14 protein-coding genes are annotated in these 18,289 nt (G+C 68.1%); 7 read left to right on the top strand and 7 right to left on the bottom strand.

All coding sequences use genetic code 11. The features are described 5' to 3' along the window. A partial coding sequence (locus VGZ32_RS08965; RefSeq protein ID WP_326885421.1) for an alpha/beta hydrolase fold domain-containing protein occupies positions 1–678 on the bottom strand: 678 nt, incomplete at its 3' end. 196 nt (positions 679–874) lie between these two features. Next, on the bottom strand, positions 875–1,456 hold the full coding sequence (locus VGZ32_RS08960) for an XRE family transcriptional regulator (RefSeq protein WP_326885420.1): 582 nt from the start codon (positions 1,454–1,456) through the stop codon (positions 875–877). Positions 1,457–1,521: 65 nt separating this feature from the next. Here VGZ32_RS08960 and VGZ32_RS08955 point away from each other — a divergent pair, with 65 nt between their 5' ends. Next, positions 1,522–2,556, top strand: a complete 1,035-nt coding sequence (locus VGZ32_RS08955) for an NAD(P)/FAD-dependent oxidoreductase (RefSeq protein ID WP_326885419.1) — start codon at positions 1,522–1,524, stop codon at positions 2,554–2,556. Positions 2,557–2,628: 72 nt separating this feature from the next. After that, the gene (locus VGZ32_RS08950; RefSeq protein WP_326885418.1) at positions 2,629–3,462 is read left to right on the top strand and encodes a DUF1684 domain-containing protein; all 834 of its coding nucleotides are present in this window, start codon (positions 2,629–2,631) and stop codon (positions 3,460–3,462) included. Between the two features lie 236 nt (positions 3,463–3,698). On the opposite strand, the gene VGZ32_RS08945 is transcribed toward VGZ32_RS08950, so the two are convergent. After that, a complete protein-coding gene (locus tag VGZ32_RS08945; RefSeq protein ID WP_326885417.1) occupies positions 3,699–3,968 on the bottom strand; it encodes a DUF5302 domain-containing protein in 270 nt (89 codons plus the stop codon). 414 nt (positions 3,969–4,382) lie between these two features. Between VGZ32_RS08945 and VGZ32_RS08940 the strand changes: the two genes are divergently transcribed. Continuing rightward, positions 4,383–5,795 (top strand): condensation domain-containing protein, encoded by a 1,413-nt coding sequence (locus VGZ32_RS08940; RefSeq protein ID WP_326885416.1) that lies wholly within the window; start codon positions 4,383–4,385, stop codon positions 5,793–5,795. A 112-nt stretch (positions 5,796–5,907) separates the two neighbouring features. Here VGZ32_RS08940 and VGZ32_RS08935 read toward each other — a convergent pair whose 3' ends face one another. Continuing rightward, positions 5,908–6,441: a hypothetical protein gene (locus VGZ32_RS08935; protein WP_326885415.1), complete on the bottom strand. Its 534-nt coding sequence runs from the start codon at positions 6,439–6,441 to the stop codon at positions 5,908–5,910. A gap of 1,070 nt (positions 6,442–7,511) precedes the next feature. On the opposite strand from VGZ32_RS08935, the gene VGZ32_RS08930 reads away from it, so the two are divergent. The 3 genes from VGZ32_RS08930 (at position 7,512) to VGZ32_RS08920 (ending at position 10,359) form a co-directional block, all read left to right on the top strand. Next, positions 7,512–8,783: a hypothetical protein gene (locus VGZ32_RS08930; RefSeq protein WP_326885414.1), complete on the top strand. Its 1,272-nt coding sequence runs from the start codon at positions 7,512–7,514 to the stop codon at positions 8,781–8,783. 35 nt (positions 8,784–8,818) lie between these two features. Next, entirely contained in the window at positions 8,819–9,688 is an 870-nt protein-coding gene (locus tag VGZ32_RS08925) for a DUF4397 domain-containing protein (protein WP_326885413.1), read from the top strand. 119 nt (positions 9,689–9,807) lie between these two features. Further along, positions 9,808–10,359, top strand: a complete 552-nt coding sequence (locus VGZ32_RS08920; RefSeq protein WP_326885412.1) for a class F sortase — start codon at positions 9,808–9,810, stop codon at positions 10,357–10,359. Positions 10,360–10,645: 286 nt separating this feature from the next. On the opposite strand, the gene VGZ32_RS08915 is transcribed toward VGZ32_RS08920, so the two are convergent. The 3 genes from VGZ32_RS08915 to VGZ32_RS08905 all read right to left on the bottom strand — a co-directional run bounded on the left by VGZ32_RS08915 (position 10,646) and on the right by VGZ32_RS08905 (position 15,822). Beyond that, on the bottom strand, positions 10,646–11,197 hold the full coding sequence (locus VGZ32_RS08915) for a hypothetical protein (RefSeq protein ID WP_326885411.1): 552 nt from the start codon (positions 11,195–11,197) through the stop codon (positions 10,646–10,648). Next, on the bottom strand, positions 11,194–15,042 hold the full coding sequence (locus VGZ32_RS08910; protein ID WP_326885410.1) for a DUF6531 domain-containing protein: 3,849 nt from the start codon (positions 15,040–15,042) through the stop codon (positions 11,194–11,196). Before VGZ32_RS08910 ends, VGZ32_RS08915 begins: the two co-directional genes overlap by 4 nt. 75 nt (positions 15,043–15,117) lie before the next feature. After that, a complete protein-coding gene (locus VGZ32_RS08905) occupies positions 15,118–15,822 on the bottom strand; it encodes a hypothetical protein (protein ID WP_326885409.1) in 705 nt (234 codons plus the stop codon). A gap of 316 nt (positions 15,823–16,138) precedes the next feature. On the opposite strand from VGZ32_RS08905, the gene VGZ32_RS08900 reads away from it, so the two are divergent. Beyond that, positions 16,139–18,289, top strand: a 2,151-nt coding sequence (locus VGZ32_RS08900) for a discoidin domain-containing protein (protein ID WP_326885408.1), incomplete at its 3' end; no start/stop codon positions are given.

Raw genomic sequence — 18,289 nt, 5'->3', positions numbered from 1 at the left:
CAGGTCGGCGAATATCGGGCTGATCAGGCCGAGAGTGGCATCCTGCCCCGCCGTGTAGGCGGTGACCAGGGTCTGGAGCGCCTGCGGGCTCATCAGCAGGTCGACCCCGCGCTTGGTTTCCATGCTCGCCCCGGCCAGGGTCAGGTCGGCGTACGGCGACATGACGAAGGCTGCGGCGGGCAGGGGCAGCCCGCGATCACGGGCGTTGACCAGGGTGGCGATGGCGAGCCCGCCGCCAGCGGACTCTCCCGCGAAGGCGATGTCCGACGGGGCTGTGCCGCCCAGCAGGAGGGCTTCGTAGGCTGCCAGAGCGTCGTCGACCGCTGCCGGATACGGGTGCTCGGGGGCGAGCCGATAGTCGACGGAGATGACCTTGGCGCTGGTGCGCCGGCCGACCTGCGAGGCCAGGCTGGCGGCGAGGGAGGCGTCCCCCATCACGTACACGCCGGCGTGGAAGTACAGGACGATATGGCGGGGTTCGATCCCGTCGACGGTGATCTCGGCGGTGGGGACGCCGCCCAGCGTGGCTGCGGTCACGGTCACGTCGGCGGGCAGCGGCTGCGCCGAGAGCAGATCCCGCAGCATCTGCCGCTGCCCGTTGAGGTCGATGTCGGCGGGGTAGTTCGACGTTGACTGCCGCAGGATCGCTTCGAGCTTCTCTCGCTGTTCGGCGCTCACGCAGGATCTCCCTTCGGTTGGGCGATCTTGGCGTCGGCAGCGATGTGCGTATCTGGATGTTGATGATGTGGCTGCTTGCATGTTCCAGGCCGTCGCTCGATCTCGTAGCGGTCCGCCTGGGTGTATCTGACTCGTTCGACATGGCGGCGCAGCGCGGCGTTCTCGCGGCGTTGGTCGAGGCTGGGGTCGGTCGAGGTCATTTGGTTCGGGCGCGCAGGTGTACCCGTTCGCCTTGCTGCCCGAAGATGATCAGCAGTTCGAGGGGCTGGTGGCCGCTGTTCGCTAGGGCGTGGGGCACTTTGGTGTCGAACTCGGCGGCTTCGCCAGTGCGCAGATGGAAGTCCTTGTCGCCCAGGGCGAGCCGTAGGGTTCCGTTGAGGACGTAGAGCCATTCATGGCCCTCGTGGACACGTTGGTCGAGGTGTTCGGGGAGGGTTTGGGGGACGGGCAGTATCTGTTTGAACGCGCTGAGGCTGCCTGGGGTTCGGGACAGCGGAATCCAGGTCGCGCCGTCGCGGTGTACCGGGCACGGGTGGATGCGGGGGTCGCCGGTGGCCGGGGCGCCGACCAGTTCGTCGAGTGGGACGTGGTAGGCCCGGGCGAGCGGGAGCAGGACCTCGAGTGTCGGGCGGCGCTGGCCGGACTCGATGCGCGAGAGGGTGCTGATCGACAGGCCGGTCAGAGCGGCGACCTGCTCTAGCGTCGCGCCGTGCTGGCGGCGTAAGGTGCGCAGCCGGGGCCCGACGGCGCCCAGGACGGCTTCGAAATCGTCTGGCATCCTCCGATTTTGCGCTTTCCGCAAAGAAGTTTCCACTCTTGGGTGGCCCGCCGCACAGTGGGCGCATGACAAATCTGACCTCGACCGGCCCCGGGACCTCCCGCGACACGCAGGACACCGGCACCGGCTCTGGCGACGGCATCGGCTCTGGCGACGTTGATATCGATGTCGCCGTGGTGGGCGGCGGTCTGGCGGGCCTGGGCGCCGCGCTGACGCTGGGCCGGGCACGTCGCTCGGTCCTGGTGATCGACGCCGGCCACCCACGCAACGCACCGGCGGCCCACATGCACGGCTACCTGACCCGAGACGGCGAAAACCCTCTGGAAATGCTGCGCCTGGGGCGCGAGGAGGTGCGTGGCTACGGCGGGCGGGTCATCCAGGGCACGGTCGTGTCGATCACGCGGTTCCCGGACGGCCGCTTGCGCCTGACCACCGCGGAGGGCGCCGGCTACCGGGCGCGGCGCGTGGTGGTGGCCACCGGGCTGGTGGATGAGTATCCCGACCTTCCCGGACTGCGCGAGCGGTGGGGGCGTGACGTGGTGCACTGCCCCTACTGCTTCGGCTGGGAGCTGCGCGAGCGCGCGCTCGCGGTGCTGGGCACGAGTCCCCTCGCGGTCATGGCGGCGCTGATGTGGCGCCAGTGGAGCGGCGATGTGGTGTTGTTCCTGCACACCGCGCCGCAACCCACCGCGCAGCAGTTAGCCCAGCTCGCCGCCCGCGACGTCACGGTGATCCCAGGCGAGGTGGCGGCCATTGAGATCGACCAGGACCGCGTCACTGGCGTGCGCCTCGCCTCTGGCGAAGTCCACCCGCGCGACGCCGTCGTGGTCAGTCCGTGGTTCGCGGCCCGGCACGACCTGCTCGCCCCGCTCGGCGCCACGCTCGTGGAGCATCCCGCGGGGATCGGGCGCCAGGTCCAAGCCGACGCGAGCGGCTTTACCGGCGTGCCCGGCGTGTGGGTCGCTGGCAACGTGCTCGACGTGACCGCCGGGGTGATGCAGTCCGCCGCCTCCGGCGTCACCGCGGCCGCCGCACTCAACGCCGACCTAACCCTCGAGGACACCACAAGGGCGGGCAACTCCGCCGCCCTGCCCACCTGACGGCCCGGCGGTTCCCGCCCATCCGAGAAGGAACCTCCTGATACATCACCAAAGAAAGGCCAGAATATGAGGATGCAGAACTCTGACAGCGACGCACGATACGTCCGGGAGTGGCGAGAGTGGCGCGCCGGCTGGGAGCAGTTCCTAGCGCAGCCTCACGGCTGGCTTGCCGTCGCGTCCCTCAACTGGGTGGAGGACGTCCCGCAGCAGTACCCCGGCCATCCGGGCGTGTGGTGGCAGGAAGGCGACAAGCTCTACGTCGATCCGCAAGGGCAGACGATGTCCTCCAACGGAGAATCCTTCACCGACGTGCGCGCCTTCGATCTGACCGCGGCAGCGGACGATACCCGCATCGTCGCCGGTGATCTGGAGATCGGGATCACCTACCGCGACCAATACCTGCTGGTGACCTACGACCCGCTGGCTGCGGCGCGAACCGAGTTCCGGGGCGTGCCCACCTATGCGCCCGATCCCCGCTGGGTCCTGAAGGGGCGACTCGAGGCCCACGCTACCCAGAAGTCCGTTTCATTCGACACCGTCGGAGCCGAAAAGCGCACATACTCCTCGCCCGGCACTATCAGATTCGGCTACGCGGGCGGCGAACACACCCTCACTCCCACCATCGAGCGCGACGCGATCGTCATCGTGTTCACCGACGCGACCAGCGGCGTCACGACGTACGGCGCGTGCCGCTCGCTCTCGGTCCCCACCCCCGACGAGGACGGAACAGTCGTGCTGGACTTCAATCGTGCGCTCAACCTGCCGTGCGCGTTCAGCGACATGCCGGTCTGCCCCGTGGCGCCCCTGGAGAACCGGCTGCCATTCGCCGTCGAGGCCGGAGAGAAACTGCCTTACCGCAAGACAGCGGCAGGTCACGGTGTCAGACGAGGCCGATCGCATGAATGATGATCATATGGCGCTGGTGGCCGCTTGCATATGGAGTCGGCACGGGCCAGCTCACAACGTCATCAACGGGCGAACTCGCATGCAAAGCACCGTGCACGCGAAAGGCGTGCTCAAAACCGCGCCGACTTCACGCGGCGCGCGACACGACTGACGGTGCCGCATGGTGGCCCGGTGCCGCCGCCCGGTGTCGTCAGCGGCTTGGCCTGGGAACGGGAGGGAGCCGGTCTGCAGCGGGGTCAGCCGCTCTTGCGCCGGAAGGAGCGTCGACTCGCCGCCGGGCCGTGGGCCGAGTGCACTTTCGACGGGTCCTTGCCGGACACGGATCCGTTGGCGGCCGCGTTCTTTCCCTGCTTGCGCTCAAGCGCCTCGCGGAACCTGCGCTTTACCTCGTCGTCGGCGCTCTGCTCTTCTGGCGCGGCGTCCTCGGTGCTCTGCTCCTCAGGCTCGGCATCCTCGGCGTCGGGCAGTTCAGCGGTAGCGCTGGTTGCTGGCTCTGGCTCGTTCACCTCTATAGCCTCCCACAGCCGCGCGGGATTTCCTCGCGCCGCAGGCTGTGCCCATCAGCAGGTCAGGTCAGAGCGGGCAGTTGCCTGGTCACCGCATGCCTGTTGACCAGGCAACTACCCGACTCTGACCAGCCCGGATGAGGCTTCCGGCAAACGCAAGGTCGGTGCCCTGTGGATCAACGGTCAATGGCGAGCTGCGCTGCTTCGCACTCACCGAGCCGGAAACGGGCTCTGATATCATGGTTCTGCGTACCGCGACGGTCCCTACCGCGCTGACCGAGGCGGCAAGCGCCACGCTGTGCAAGGTCGTGGCCGGTCTCCGGCGACCAGGTCACGCCGGGCCTACCGGGGAGGTTCGCATGTTCCTGATGCGGCGGCGGCACGTGGCCGAGATGACGGCGCGCTGAGATGGCCGTGACGCTGCCTACGGAATTTCCCGACGACGCCCCTGCGGTCCCGCCGGTCCCCACCGAGTGCGTGCCGGTGGCGTTCGACGGGCAGGGCTCCGGAAGCGGCCCGTTGACCTGGGGCCAGACCGAGATCTGGCTGACGATGACCCAGAAGGGCTGGCTTTCCGTGGGCGGCACCCTGCCGCTTGCGCCCGGTGTCACTGTCGAAGCCGTCGCCGAAGATCTGGGGTTTATGATCTCCCGGTTCCCGTCCATGCGCACCCGCTTGCGCTTCGACGGCGACGGGCTGCCGAGCCAGGTGCTGTCCGCCTCGGGCCAGATCGTGCTGGAGGTCTACGACGCCGAGGGCGAGGACGGCGCCCGCGAGTTGGCTGCGACGGTGGACGCGCACTATCGCACCGCGCCGCGCGACTTCGAGAACGAATGGCCGGTGCGCATGGCCGTGGTACGCCGCGACGGCGCGCCCGCATACCAGGTGGTCTACTCCTGCCATCTGGTCACCGACGGCGGCGGCGTACAGATCATCGCCCGGGACATGGCGGCGCGGGACACCAGGCCCCCGTCCGGCACCGAGCAGCTGGACCTGGCCCGCTGGCAGCACTCCGCGGCGGGGCAGCGCCAGAGCGCGGCATCCCTGCGGTACTGGGAGAAAGTGCTGCACGCTGTGGAGCCCCGGCCTTTCCCCGCGTCCGGCGACCGGCGCGAGCCGCGGCACTGGATGGGGGAGCTGAGCTCGCCCGCCTTGTACTTGGCGGTGCATGCGATCGCCGGGCGCACCGGGGCCGATCCGCCGTCGGTGCTGCTGGCGCTCTACGCGATCGCGCTGGGCCGGCGCGGCGTGCTCAGTCCCGCGGTCATCAGGCCCCAGTCGGGCAACCGGTTCCGCCCCGGCCTGGCCGGGATGGTCGCCAACCTTGTGCATACCGGCATCTGCGTCATCGAGACTGCTGACAGCACCGTTGACCAGGTGGTCGCCAGAGCGCGGCGCGACGCCATGGCCGTGTACAAGCACGCGTACCACGACCCCGCCGGGCTCGCCGCGCTGCTCGCGCGCGATGCCGCGCGGCGCGGCCCGGGGGCTGCCGCCTGGGACAACTACAGCTGGGCGTTCCTCAATGACCGACGCACATATGGCCAGAATGGTGATGGGAGGCCCGTCACCGCCGAACGGCTGGAGCTGGAACGGGCTCGCAGTGTGTTCCACTGGCCGGGGAAAAAGGACAACCCGTTCGAGCCGCTCTTCCTGCATATCGGCGGCACGGCCGACACCATCGTGCTGACCCTGTGCGCGGACACCCATTGCCTGGCGCCCGCCGCAATCGAGGGGGTGGTCAGGGATATGGAGGCGATCGCGATCGCGGCTGCGCTCGACCCGGCCGTACCCACCGGCGTGACGGCGGCGGTACTGCGCCCTTGACGGCGCACAGGCCACGAAAATGCGGCCTGAGCAGCGCGGATGGAATAGTCGGCACTCGCAGCGTGGTGAGCAGGATCCTGGCCGACCTGTATGGTCGACCTTCCGGCACCCGTCAGGGCCGGAGCCAGACCGGGCCGGATGAGTTGTCAATGAGCTGAATGCTCTGCGGTGGAATACTGTTTGAGCAGACACCGTGTGCGTCGCGGGTGAAGATGGCGATGATCTGAACATGGAAGGTGCCGTTGCCGCGGATCCCGGTATATGCCCCGGTGCCGCCGTTGATCGAGTACACGCCGCTCTCGGTAGTCATCGACAAGCAGGTCGCCGGATCGATGTGCTGGCTGCTGTGTTGGTAATCGATGTCGTCGAGATTGATTGTGCCTCGTTGGAGACGGAATACAGATCTGGTGTCCTGCGGGTTGAGGAATACGTTCGTGCCGTAGTCCGTAATCGGTCCGTACGCGATCATCGGAATTTGCGTCACGGGCAGGCTGGTGACGGAGTTCAGTTCCAGCTGGAAATTCTGGATCCGGGGACCGGGCTCACTGGCCGCGTTCGCGCTGGCGAGTGTCAGGCTGGAGAACACGATGGCGGAGGCCGTGGCGATCGTGGTGGCCGCCGCCATCGTCTTGTGTCGTCTGAGCATGAGTGTAACCTCCTGCTTCGATGTCGGACGCCGACGTTCGAACCTTGCCAAGGCCATAAGCTACCCGGCGGTGAAATGCCCGCCAGGTTCACCGGAGCACCTTTGCACGAACGGACACCTTCATAGGGTGTTTTCGGTCAGCCGCGGGGCGAAACCGGGAGCGTGGCGAAGTCCGGTGACAGCGCCAGGGATCAGTGCGGCGCCCGAGGTTGTAGGTGCCGATTATTCGTCCGGGCTGGTCAGACGTCCCATGACGTTTGGTGTCAAGGGGCGGGGCGGTACGGGTGGTGTGACCAGGCGGTTGCTTCCTGGTAGAGGGTGCGGGTCTTGAGGCATCCGTGGAGGATTCCCCCGCGGCGGTCGCGTCTTCGGACGTCGAGGTGGAGGATGCGGGCTTTGGGCAACAGGGTCGGACAGGTCTGCCCCGAGACCGCCGGGTGCGGCAATTCGCATCGCTACCGCGCGTGATCGATGCGGTCGTCAAGCTTTGTTGATGCGCGGGTTGCCGCCTTGGCGAGGAGTGGGTGTCTGCTCCGGCGGTGCCGTGTCAGCGCGGCGAAGTGCGCCATCCACCGATGAGCAGGAAAATAGCGCTAAACCATATTAAAAGCTACTAAATCAAAGTAGCCGCGCAATTATTCTCATTGCCGTGAATGATTCACTTATGGAAGTTTATCAGTGCTTCGTACGTGAAGTGAGCCGGGCTCCGGCCCGCACGCAAGCACCGAATACAGCGGGGTGTGCGGAATCCCTGTAAACCGCCTTGTGTGTTCGCTAGCATTGCCAAGCGCCTACTCCGCTCGCATCGCCAGCAATCTTACGATCGGGATGGGCTCGGACACGCACCCGCCGCGGCGTGCATGCCCATCCATGTGATGCGTATCACAGGCAGGCATTCAGGCGTTCGGCAATCCACATTGCAGTCTGCGCCGAACGCGTCACGTCGCCGAATGCCGAACAGGCTCTGCGAATTCGGCATCTTATTTACAAAAGGGGTCAAAAGGGGGGAGTCGTGGGCACAGCTGTCTCGTCTGGACGGCGGCTGTCGTTGCAGGCCGCCGCTATCCAGGGTGGCCTGGGCCGCGCGTCGGGGAGGGCGTTCGGCCGAAACGCCAACATTCGCCAGGCTCCCGTCGACAGGGAGTGATCTCGTGCCCGATGAACCGATGCCGCGTCGAGACCGCTCTCCCGACCGGGATGGCGTGCCCCCGTCTGAGGAGCGTGGGGAGCAGAAGCCGTGGCCGCCCGACGACCTGATGAGCCAGTTCGACGCCATCGAACGCTTGCTGCGCACGCGCCGGGATGCCGAGCGGGAGCGGCAGGCTGCACCCGATGAAGCCTCCACTGACCAGGCCGAATCGTTGTCGGCTCGCGCTGCCGAAGAACAACCGGCCGCCGCCGTGTCTGAGCCTGTGGCGGCGCTGGGCACCTCGCGCGGGGCCGATCGGGCCGAGGCCGACGGCGAGCGGGAACCGGACGCGCGTAGCCGACGCAACGTGATCCTGACTGTATGCGGTGTCGTCGCCGCGGCTCTCACCATGGCGGCCACGGCATGGGCCATGACTTCCAACCCGCACTCCGCAACGCAGCGGCCACCGGCACACCCGTCGCCGACTCCCGACGAAATACAGGCCGCGCAGTGGGTGGCCGATCACATCGGCCCGGATCACGTCGTCGCCTGCGACGTGGATCTCTGTGCTCTGGCGAGGCAGTTCGGGGCATCCGCCGCAGCACTGGTCACGGTCGGCTCCGACATCACCCAAGTGGAACGCGCCGACGTGGTGATCAGTACCTCGATCGTGCGCGGCGATTTCGGCGTCCAACTGGCTGCGATCAGTTCCCCGGAGCCACTGGCGTCGTTCGGAACGGGCGCCGATCGGGTCGATGTGACGGCCGTGGCCCTCGACGGCAGCGCCGACTACGGCCGTCGGCTGGCCGCGGACCGCGCAGCACGGCGTCAGATAGGCGTCGCAGTGGCGCGCAGCCCGCGCATCGTCGTCCAGACGCCGGCGGGCGCGGTCGAACTGGCCGACGGGCTCGTCGACAGCCGCCTGTCCTCTTTGCTCACCCTGATCGGCGGCTCCCACACCCTCACCGTGGTGTCGTTCGACGGCGCCGGACCAGGCGCGGGCGCCGACATACCCGAATCGGACGTGGTGATATCCCGCGTCGACGGCCAACCCGTCGGACGGTTCGCGCCGCAGACCGCCATCTTGACCGCACTCGTCGACGCGCAGCAGCCGCCGTACCGCCCGCTGAGCGTCGTCAGCGAATCGGATGATGTGAAGATCAGCTTTTCGCAACCCGAACCACTCGGCCTGATAGCAGGGGCCACCCCGTGATCCCGAACGGACGTCGCCATCGAAGGAGCCCTCTCGTGCTTAGCCCACTTCGCCGCACGCTCGCGGCAGCCTCCCTCACAGCTCTGGCCTTTACGGCAGCCAGTACGCACATCGCGCAGGCAAACACAGCTCGCAACGCCACTGCGTCGACTGTCGGGTGGGTCCGGCTGGCCCATCTGTCCCCGAACACCCCGGCGGTCGACGTATACCTCTACCCCTTCGGCGGGAACACCCCCGAGGTATTGCTCAAACACGTCGCGTACGGCACGCTCTCGCCGTATCAGCCGCTCGCGCCCGGTGACTACCTGGTCGCGATGCGCGGCGCCGGGGCGTCGGCGACGAGCAGCCCGGTCATCAGCACGCAGGTCGACGTCGCCGCGGGCCGGGCCTACACCGTCGTCGGGCTCGGTGCGCAACCCGCGCTGACACTCCAAGTACTGAACGACGATTTGACGACGGCGCCCGGGAAGGCCGCCGTGCGCGTCATCGCCGCTTCCCTGCAAAACCCGACCGTCTCCGTCGTGGCCGACACCGACACGATCGCCGCGAATCTGCACTTCCCGGCCTTCACCACCTACCAGGCGATAGATCCCGGGCCGTGCCCGCTGCACGTGTCCACCGCGACCGCCACGCAGACCACGCAACTGGACTTCGCCGCGGACAGTACTTACACCCTGGCCATTCTCGATAACGGCTCGGGTGCGCCGCGGGTGCTCGACCTGACCGACGCAGCCGGCACGAGCGCGTTGCCCAAGGGCGGCGTGAACACCGGATTCGGCGGGACCGCGCAGCCGCAACGTGCGCAGAGCGTGCTGCCACTGTGGCTCTGGGGCCTGTCGCTGGCGTTCGGCGTGGCGATGGTCATGCTCGGGATCCCCAGGTTGCGCCGGGGCTTGAGGCGATGAGGTGGATCCCCAAGCACGCCAAACCGCGCAAGTTGTTCGGCTCCCGCAAGTCTGGGGCTGTCGCGGTGACAGCAGGAGTCTGCATCTGCGTTGTTGCGGGAGGCGGGCTATGGGCTGCCATGAATCACGATAACCGTGCTGCCGAACCGCCCCGCAGCGTGCTGATCCAGGACACGACACCAGCCTCCGTGTTCCCGTCGCCGACGACAAGCGCGTCAGCCACGGGCAGCACCGCGATATACCCGGTCTGGGTCGATGTCCCCTCCATCAAGCTGCACGCCACGCTGCAGACGATCGGGCTGGACGCCTCGGGCTCGCTCCAGCCGCCCACCAACCTGACTCAGGCCGGCTGGTACACCGGCAGCCCGGTGCCCGGCCAGGACGGTCCCGCGATCATCGCCGGACACGTCGACTCGGTCAACGGGCCGGCGGTGTTCTTCTACCTCAAGTCCCTCAGACCCGGCGACACGATCACCGTCGGCCTCAGTTCGGGCCAGGCCGTGGCGTTCCGGGCAACCACGGTCCAAAGCTACGCGAAAACCCAGTTCCCCACCGAGGAGGTCTACGGCGCTCGGCCCGACCCCGAACTGAGATTGATCACCTGTGGCGGTGGCTTCACCGCCGGACACTATCTCGACAACATCGTTGTCTACGCCACCGAGTACAGCTGAAGGTGAAATTGGCCCGGCGTCGTGGACACCCGAGTGCTTGAGGACGATGGGCCTGGGAGGAGTCCATAGTTCCGAGTACACGTGCGTCGGCTCCGAGCGGTACCCCGGCGCGGGGAACACGACGACAGGCACGAGCGGATATCCGCTGGCAGCCGGGGTCTGCGCCTCGCTGCCACCCGGCCTGCCATCCCGCGGATGCACCTGGCGCGACGCCTGCTGAACATGCCCCACGCCACCTTCGGGAGCTCTACTCCGGCGTGGGACTAGCAACCGCTGCGTCCGGCCATCACGGGAGCCGGGGGAGTACCGCTTCCCATGGCTTGACGCGCTCGTCGAGAGTGTCGCCATTCGTGGCGTCGAGGGCGGCCAGTGCCGGTTTGAGGAGGTTCTTCGCGGTGCGCAGACGGAGGATCTCGGTCCGGTCGAGTGTTCGCCAGTCGCTGATCGACGCTGCGGCCTCTGGTGTGATCGGCAGTGCGCCGAGGAGCAGTTCGACGATGTGGTCCGGGTCCAGCAGGCTGCCGTCGTGCCGGGCGGGTAGCCGGGTGAGCAGGACTGACGCGAGGTTGAGTCGGCGTGTCGCGCATTCGAGGGGTGACAGGACGCCGGCCTGTTCGGACGCGTCGAGGAGCCGTTCGTAGAGGGCGAGATCGTCGCCGACGTCTCCAACGTCGCCGCTGTGCTGCTGCTCGGACTGTTCGGTGATCTTCGCGGTGTACAGCTCGACCACGGCGCGCCAGTCCGTGGGGCGGATGGCGTGCTCGGTGAGCGCTCGCGACAGTGCCGCGCGCAGCGCGTCCCGGTCCAGGGCAGCCAGCTGTTCGAGGTCAGGGTTCATATCGTGCAGTCGATCGAGTCGGGGCTGAAAGGGATTCCCTTTTCGGAGAATTTGTCGACGCCGGTCTGCAAGCTGTCTGCTGACGGCTGGAAGTGGCCGCTGTGTCGGTTGATGCCCAGCCCAAAGTACCCGTCCGCTGCGCTGCCGGCGATGTCCGCCTCGCCGGCGGCCAGTACCGGCGCTCCGCCGGACAGGACCGAGTGCGAGATCTCCTGGCCCGCGACGAACTTGGGCATGACGGCGAGGCTGCCGTCGTCGAGCACCGCCCACTTGACTGTTCCGGCGTTGATCGCCTCGTCGAAGGCGGGCGTTCCCGGGACCGAGACCTCGACGCCGAGGCGCTCGGCCAGGGCCAGCTCGGAACTGAGCGAGCCGCCCATCCGATTGGGGAACGGGCCGAGTTCGGCAAGGCCCAGCGGGTCTGTCGCGTGCTGCGGGTTGGCGACGTAGGTGTGCTGGTTTGGTGAGGGCGCGAGACCGAGGCGGTCAGGTGTCGTGTAGCGCCCGGTGCCGGGGTCGTAGTACCGGGTGAAGTTGTATGCGAGCCCGGTCTCTTCGTCGTGGTACTGGCCGGGGAAGCCCAACGGGCAGTACGCCGCTTCCTCCCCCGAGTCCCCGATGAGTTCGCCCCACAAGCCCGCTCTCCGGCGCCAGGCCACGGTGCCGCCGGGGTCGACCAGCTCGGTCGGCGTACCGGTCAGGTCGGTGACGATGGCGTGGAACTGCCTGTCGATCACGTCCTGTGATGCGGTGGCGTAGTACGTACGGCGGTCCTGAGCGATCGGCCGCCATGATCCCGGCTCGTAGTCCCATGTGGTCACCTCGAGCGTCGGCTTCGACGATCCCGCCCGTGACTCCTCGACGAGCCTCGCCCCGCTCCACGCGAACGTGGTCTGCGACACGACGGCGCCGTCGGGGCCAAGTTGCCGCTTCGCGGTGCGTCGGCCCAGCGGATCGTACTGGTATCGCCACCGCGCGCCGTCAGGTGTCGTGGTCTCGATCAGCCGGTCATAGGCGTCGTAGTCGAAGGACGACGTCTTGCGTCCCCCAGACAGGGTGCGCACCGTCTTGCGGGTCAGGCGGCCTTGCCCATCGTATTCGTAGCTGGTGCGGCCTGCGGTGCGCAGAAGGGTGCCGGTGACCTCGCGTGTTCCCGCGGTGTCGGCGTCAGGCGTCCTGGTGTCGGCGGCTTGGATCAGGTTGCCCGATGTGTCGTACGCGTATGTCTCCGTCCACGTCGAGGCGTTGACCGCGGATACCCGGCCGGTGGGATCGATCTCCATCCGGCGGGTGCCATCTACACCGTCGCTGACTGTTTCGGGCGTGCCGTCGCCGTGGTAGGTCCACGAGCGCTCCTGAAGCACGCGCGAGGTGCGGGCCTGCTGCGGCCCTTCGACCGCGACAAGCGTGCGTGCGGCAAGTCGTCCCGCCACGTCCCACACGCTCGTGACGGCTGTGTCATCGCCGATCCATCGGAAAGTTTCGTGCCCGGCCGCGTCGTACCCGAAGCTGATCTGCTGCTCACCCGATTGCAGGATGCTTGCCCGCCCTGCTGGGTCGTACTGCCACGAGGCGATGCGTCCGGACGGCGTGGCTTGTGTCGCGGTGCGCCCCAAGGCGTCGCGCGTGAAGATGACGGCTTGACCACCGGTCTCCTCCGACAGAACGCGGCCGAGCGCATCGCGGACGATATGCAGGTCATCCGAGTCATTGCTGGCGTTGATCAGATTGTCGGCGGCGTCGAACGCGAACGTCGTCACCGCGCCGTCGTTCGTGCGCTGTTCGATCACCCTGCCGAGCACGTCACGCACGAGGTCGATCGTCTGCCCCGCACCGTTGACCCGGCGAACGATCCGCCCGGCGGGATCCCGCGCGTATGACAGTTCGCGACCGTTGAAATCCTGTTCGCCGATCAGGCGCCCGCAGGCGTCGTGCGCGTACCGCCATGCAAGGCCCTGGGCATTGATCACTTCGCGGAGGCGAAGCTCGGCGTCATGGACGAAGGTGTGACGGGCGCCGTCCGCATCGATCCGGGCGACGATTCGTCTAAATGGTCCGACCTCGAAGCGCGTAGTGCGCCCGACCTGGTCTGTGTGGGCGTTCAGGGAGCCGTCCGGGTTCCATTCCCAGGTTTCGCTTCCGCCATCCGGGTGGGTGCGCGCGATGGGGCGGCCTTCGCCGTCGTACGTCGTGGCCACCGTCCCACCGAGCGGATCGACGGTCGCGCTTACCCGCCCGTAGGCATCGCGCTGAACTGTCCACCGCGCACCGAGAGGATCTGTTACCGAGACCGGCAGGCCGGCGGGATTCGTCTCGATCCGTGTCGCCTGGCCTAGGGCGTCAACGACGCCTATCAGCGCGCCGCGGTCGGAATAGCTGTAGCGCGTCGTCACGCCGCACGGATCAGTCGCATCCGTGAGATTCCCGCGCTCGTCGTAGCCGAGGATCCATACGCCGCCGTCGGGCTGGGTCACGCGCGTCGGCCGGTGACTCGTGTCGTACTGGGCGCTCGTCGAGCTCCCGTCAGGCCGGACCATCCGCGCGATATCTCCGGCCTCGTCCAGATCGAATCGGGTCGTGGCGCCGTTCTGGTCGCTGCGGGAAAGGACGCGGCCGTACCGGTCGGTCTCCGTCAGGATGTTGTGACCGAGAGGGTCGACCACGCGGGCGACGTGGCCGTGTTCGTCATAGTGGTACTCGGTCCGCTCGCCCAGGCTGTTGACGTAGACGGTGACGCGGTTGGCCGGGTCGTACGCGAAATCGCCGGAGAGGTAGCCCTCATCGCCCCTGGTACGAACGACCCGTCCGGCGCTGTCGTACTCGTAGCTGAACCGGTAGCCGCTTCGGTCGATCCACGCCGTGATGCGGTCGTGGCCGTCGTATTCGTACACGAACGGCACTGCGGTGGAATCGGTGATTTCCACCAGGCGGCCGCGCGGGTCATATCCGTAAGTGATCAGTGTCGAGCCCTGGCCGCCGCCCGATCCGTCGAGTAAGTGCAGCGCCTCCACGCGCGCCCCGGCCGAGGTGTGGACCGTGTCGACCGCGATCCGGTATCCGCCCGAGTGCTGCACCTCGATCGGTGTGCCCGCGTCATCGCGGACGAATGTGATCCGGTTGCCGTTGCGGTCCGAGATTGCCGTGACCGGCCGGATTTGCGCGCCGCGGGCATGGACTGATCCCAGGCTGGTGAAGTGGAAGGCCAACTCGGTCCGCGGGTCGCTCACGGTGATCTCGTCGCGCCCGCGGTCCCAGGTCAGCGGCCACCGCGCACCGGCGGCAGGCAGCACGCTCTGCCCCGGGTAGGCGGGCAACGGGTAGTCGCGGATGGCACAGTCGTCATCCGCGAGGTGAACCCCGTCCGCGTCAATCTGCAGCCGGATATCCAGGGTCGATGACCAGCCGTGCCCGAACAGCCGCCCGCCGGTGTACCCGGACGCGTACGCGCGTCGCAGCACCACCGGCAGCACTCCGGGCAGGGACACATCCACCCGCGCGGTCACGTACTGCCCGCCGACCACATCGACGGGCTCGCCCGCCTTGCCGCACGGACCGACCCCGCTGTCCGTGACCGGGTCGGATGGGGCGCCCGACAGATCGCCGGTCCCAGGTTCGCCGACGCCCGGCGCCCTACTGCCGCCCTCGCCGAGCGCGCCGGGGTTCAGGTCGCCCTCGCCGTCGGGCAGCACGTTGCGGATGTTGTTCGCAATCGACTGTTCGCAGTCGTCGTACGCCTTCGCCGAGTCCTCAAGCAGCGTGCCGGTCTGCCGCGAAAAGCCTTCCAGGGTCGGGCCCATGTCCTCGCTCAAGGACTTCGTGACGTCGTCCGCCGCGCCCTTGACCACCGCCGCAACTCACCCGGCATGCCTGCCGCCCCTCAATGACGAGATCGAATTCGTCCGCCCGCCGTGTCGCGGAGGCTAGAAGCTGATCACTGCCGCCTGCGATGCGAAGGTGCGCGCGTGCTGGGCGAACCTGTCCGCGTGCCCGTGCATGGCCGCGGCGTGCGCCAGCATCTGCGCCGTGTCCACCTGGAATGCCGCCTCGACCGTCGCGCCGCCGCCGCCTTGCCACTGCAACCCCTGCATCGCCTGCTCCACCTTTGCGAACAACGGCTTGATCGCGGCCTCTACCAACTGACCGATCAGATACTGCTCGAGATCCTGGATGAGTGATTCGCCCAGCTTCTTCGCCGCGGTGATGATCACCGGCACGGCTGCCTCGGCCAATCCGGCGGTCGCCACCGCAGCAGCCTGGTCCGCGAAGAACGTCGCCGCCATCCCGACCAACTCGCCCACCGCCACGACCTTCTGCCCCACCACATACGCCGCGGCGGCGTCACATGCGTCCGCTACCACGCCGCACGCGTCTACCAGTTCGGTCACGTGCGTGGCGGACATCTCGGTCCACCGGTTGTGCAGCTGCGTGTACGCGGCTCCCTGATACGACGATCCCAGCGCGTGGATCGTCGCCGTCGCGTCGTCGTGCGTGGTGCGCACCGACTGACCGAACTCCCGCACCAGCCGCCCGAACTCGTACAGCGAGTCCTCGTTCAGGTAAGGCCACTCGACGCCGATCACGTTCAGGAGGTTCACCACCGGCATCGGCAGATCATCAATCGCCACCAGACGGACCCTCCCCGTGTACCTACAGACCGCGTCGTCAATCGTCAGGCCCCAGATGAGAGCCGTCAGTTCAACGGTCCAGTGTAGGTCGAACCGACTCGCCCCGTACGGTCTGCGATGAACCGGCCCTCGGATTGTGAGCCCCGGGACATAGAGTCAGCCGACACGTTCGCGGGCTGCGGGCGATTCGGTGGCGGGGTACGTGCTGGCCGATTCGTCGGCGCGCCGGGCAGCCCTTGACACGGCTATAGAGCCGCGACAAGATCCGCCCAACCCCCTTTGACAACGTTGTCATACCCGAGAACCGAGGGCTCCGATGACCGTTTCTCGACGTGCGTTCCTCTCCACCGGCGCAATCCTGTTGGCGGGCTTCACCGCGGACGCGGTGCTGCCGCCTGGGCAGGCCGCGGCCAGTACCGCGCCGACCGGGTCAGGCGGCGCGCCCGCCGGGACGAGCGAACTCGCGCTCTACCGTCCGGTGACCGTCTCTTCCACCGACTACGCGCCCACCCCGGCGCAGTTCGCGGTCGACCGGCTCTCCCTCGTCGGGGTCCGAGGCACCGGTTGGCGCGCCGCCCAGGGCGACCCGCAGTGGATCGCGGTCGATCTCCAGGCGCCGTGCGAAATCGAGGCCGTGACCCTCGTGTTCGAGGCGAAGCTGTCCGACCCGGCCTTCGACGGGAACTACTCGAACACCACCGGCGACGAGATCCTCTCCAGCGCCGCGACCTCCTTCACCCTCGACGTCTCGGCGGACGGCAAGAACTGGCAGAGCGTTTATCAGACCGCTTCCGGCCCCGGCGGCGAAGTGGACATCCCCTTCGCCCAGCCGGTCACCGCCCGCTATGTGCGGATGACCTCGACCGCGCGCTCGAACGCGAACCCCGTCGGCCTCAACGGCTTCCAGGTCTACGGCACCTGCCCGACCGAGCGTCCGCCGGTGCACGGCTGGACCGACTGGGGCACGACGCCACAGCCCCCTGCGCCGCCGCTCACGATTGCCGCGGACGGCACCGTTGCGCTGGAGTCCGGCTGGAACGTCACCCTCGACGACTTCGCCCCGAGCGGCGCGACCGGCGCGAGCCTGTCCGCGCCCACGACGGCGGCCCCCGCCGGCTCCTGGCTGCCCGCGAGGGTGCCCGGCACGGTCCAGGCCGACCTCGTCGCCGGCGGCCACCTGCCCGACCCCGTCCGCGGCTTCGACAACTTGGAGGTGCCCGAGGCCCTGTCCCGGCACGGCTGGTGGTACCGGCGCCCGTTCACCCTGCCGCGCGGCCTCGACACCTCCGCCGGGCGGCACGTCTGGATCGAGTTCGACGGCGTCAACCACCAGGCGGTGGCCTGGGTCGACGGCACGAACATCGGAACCCTGACACACCCGTTCGCCCGTGCCGCCTTCGACATCACCGGCGCGCTCAAGGCCGGGGCCGCGCAGCACGCCCTGGCCGTGCAGATCAGCCCGATGCCGCACCCGGGAACGCCGGGCGACAAGAGCTCGAACGGCGACACCTTCGTCCAGTCCGCGCAGCTATACCTGGACTCGCCGACCTATCTCGCGGCCTCCGGCTGGGACTGGATGCCCGCGGTGCGCGACCGCGCCACAGGCATCTGGAACCACGTGCGGCTGCGCTCGACCGGCGACGCGGTGATCGGCGATCCGCATGTGACCACGAAGCTGCCGAACCTGCCGGACACCTCCGTCGCGCAGGTCACCATCGAGATCCCCGTCTCGAACGCCGGCACGGTCACCCGCACGGTCACTGTGACCGCGGCCTTCGACGCGGTCACGGTGAGCAGCAGCGTGAGCGTGCCAGCCGGCCAGAGCGCCACGGTCACCTTCACGCCCGCCGACCACCCCGCGCTCGCCGTACGTCAGCCCAAGCTCTGGTGGCCCAACGGATACGGCGACCCGGCACTGCACGACCTCGAGGTCACCGCGAGCGTCGGCGGCGCCGTGAGCGACCGTCACGTCCACCGCTTCGGCATTCGCGAGTTCGGCTACTCCTACGACGAGCCGATCGTCATCCTCCCGCCCGGAAAGCCGCCGCTGAACTTCAGCAACGATCAGGCCCCGCAGACGGTGGCCTTCGCGCGGCAGCAGGCGCGGTACGTGCGCATCCAGTGCGGCACGCGAGCGACCGGCTGGGGCGACTCATTGTGGACGCTGTCCGTCTTCGACAGCAGCGCCCCCTCGACCGACCTGGCGCTGAACCGGACAGCGACGGCCTCCTCGGTCGACAACGCCTCGGACGGCCCGGGCAACGCCGTCGACGGCAACCCGAACACCCGCTGGTCCTCGGCGTACCAGGACAACCAATGGATCCAAGTGGACCTGGGCTCAACGCAGAGCTTCGATTCGGTCTACATCCTGTGGGAGCAGGCCTACGCGGCGACGTTCACGGTGCAGGTCTCCGCGGACGGCTCGACCTGGACGGACGTGGAGTCGGTCGACAACTCGACCCCGCTC

It is taken from the genome of Actinocrinis sp. (assembly GCF_035938995.1).
GTDB lineage: Bacteria > Actinomycetota > Actinomycetes > Streptomycetales > Catenulisporaceae > DASZGI01.
The sequence above is the reverse complement of the archived record's forward strand: the minus strand, read 5'-3'. Positions and strand labels throughout refer to the sequence as shown.

Bases quoted from the DNA above. Each gene is read 5' to 3' on its own strand.
- VGZ32_RS08960 (WP_326885420.1), bottom strand. From the start codon at position 1,456: ATGCCAGACGATTTCGAAGCCGTCCTGGGCGCCGTCGGGCCCCGGCTG.
- VGZ32_RS08935 (WP_326885415.1), bottom strand. From the start codon at position 6,441: ATGCTCAGACGACACAAGACGATGGCGGCGGCCACCACGATCGCCACG.
- VGZ32_RS08950 (WP_326885418.1), top strand. From the start codon at position 2,629: ATGCAGAACTCTGACAGCGACGCACGATACGTCCGGGAGTGGCGAGAG.
- VGZ32_RS08955 (WP_326885419.1), top strand. From the start codon at position 1,522: ATGACAAATCTGACCTCGACCGGCCCCGGGACCTCCCGCGACACGCAG.
- VGZ32_RS08915 (WP_326885411.1), bottom strand. From the start codon at position 11,197: ATGAACCCTGACCTCGAACAGCTGGCTGCCCTGGACCGGGACGCGCTG.
- VGZ32_RS08920 (WP_326885412.1), top strand. From the start codon at position 9,808: ATGAATCACGATAACCGTGCTGCCGAACCGCCCCGCAGCGTGCTGATC.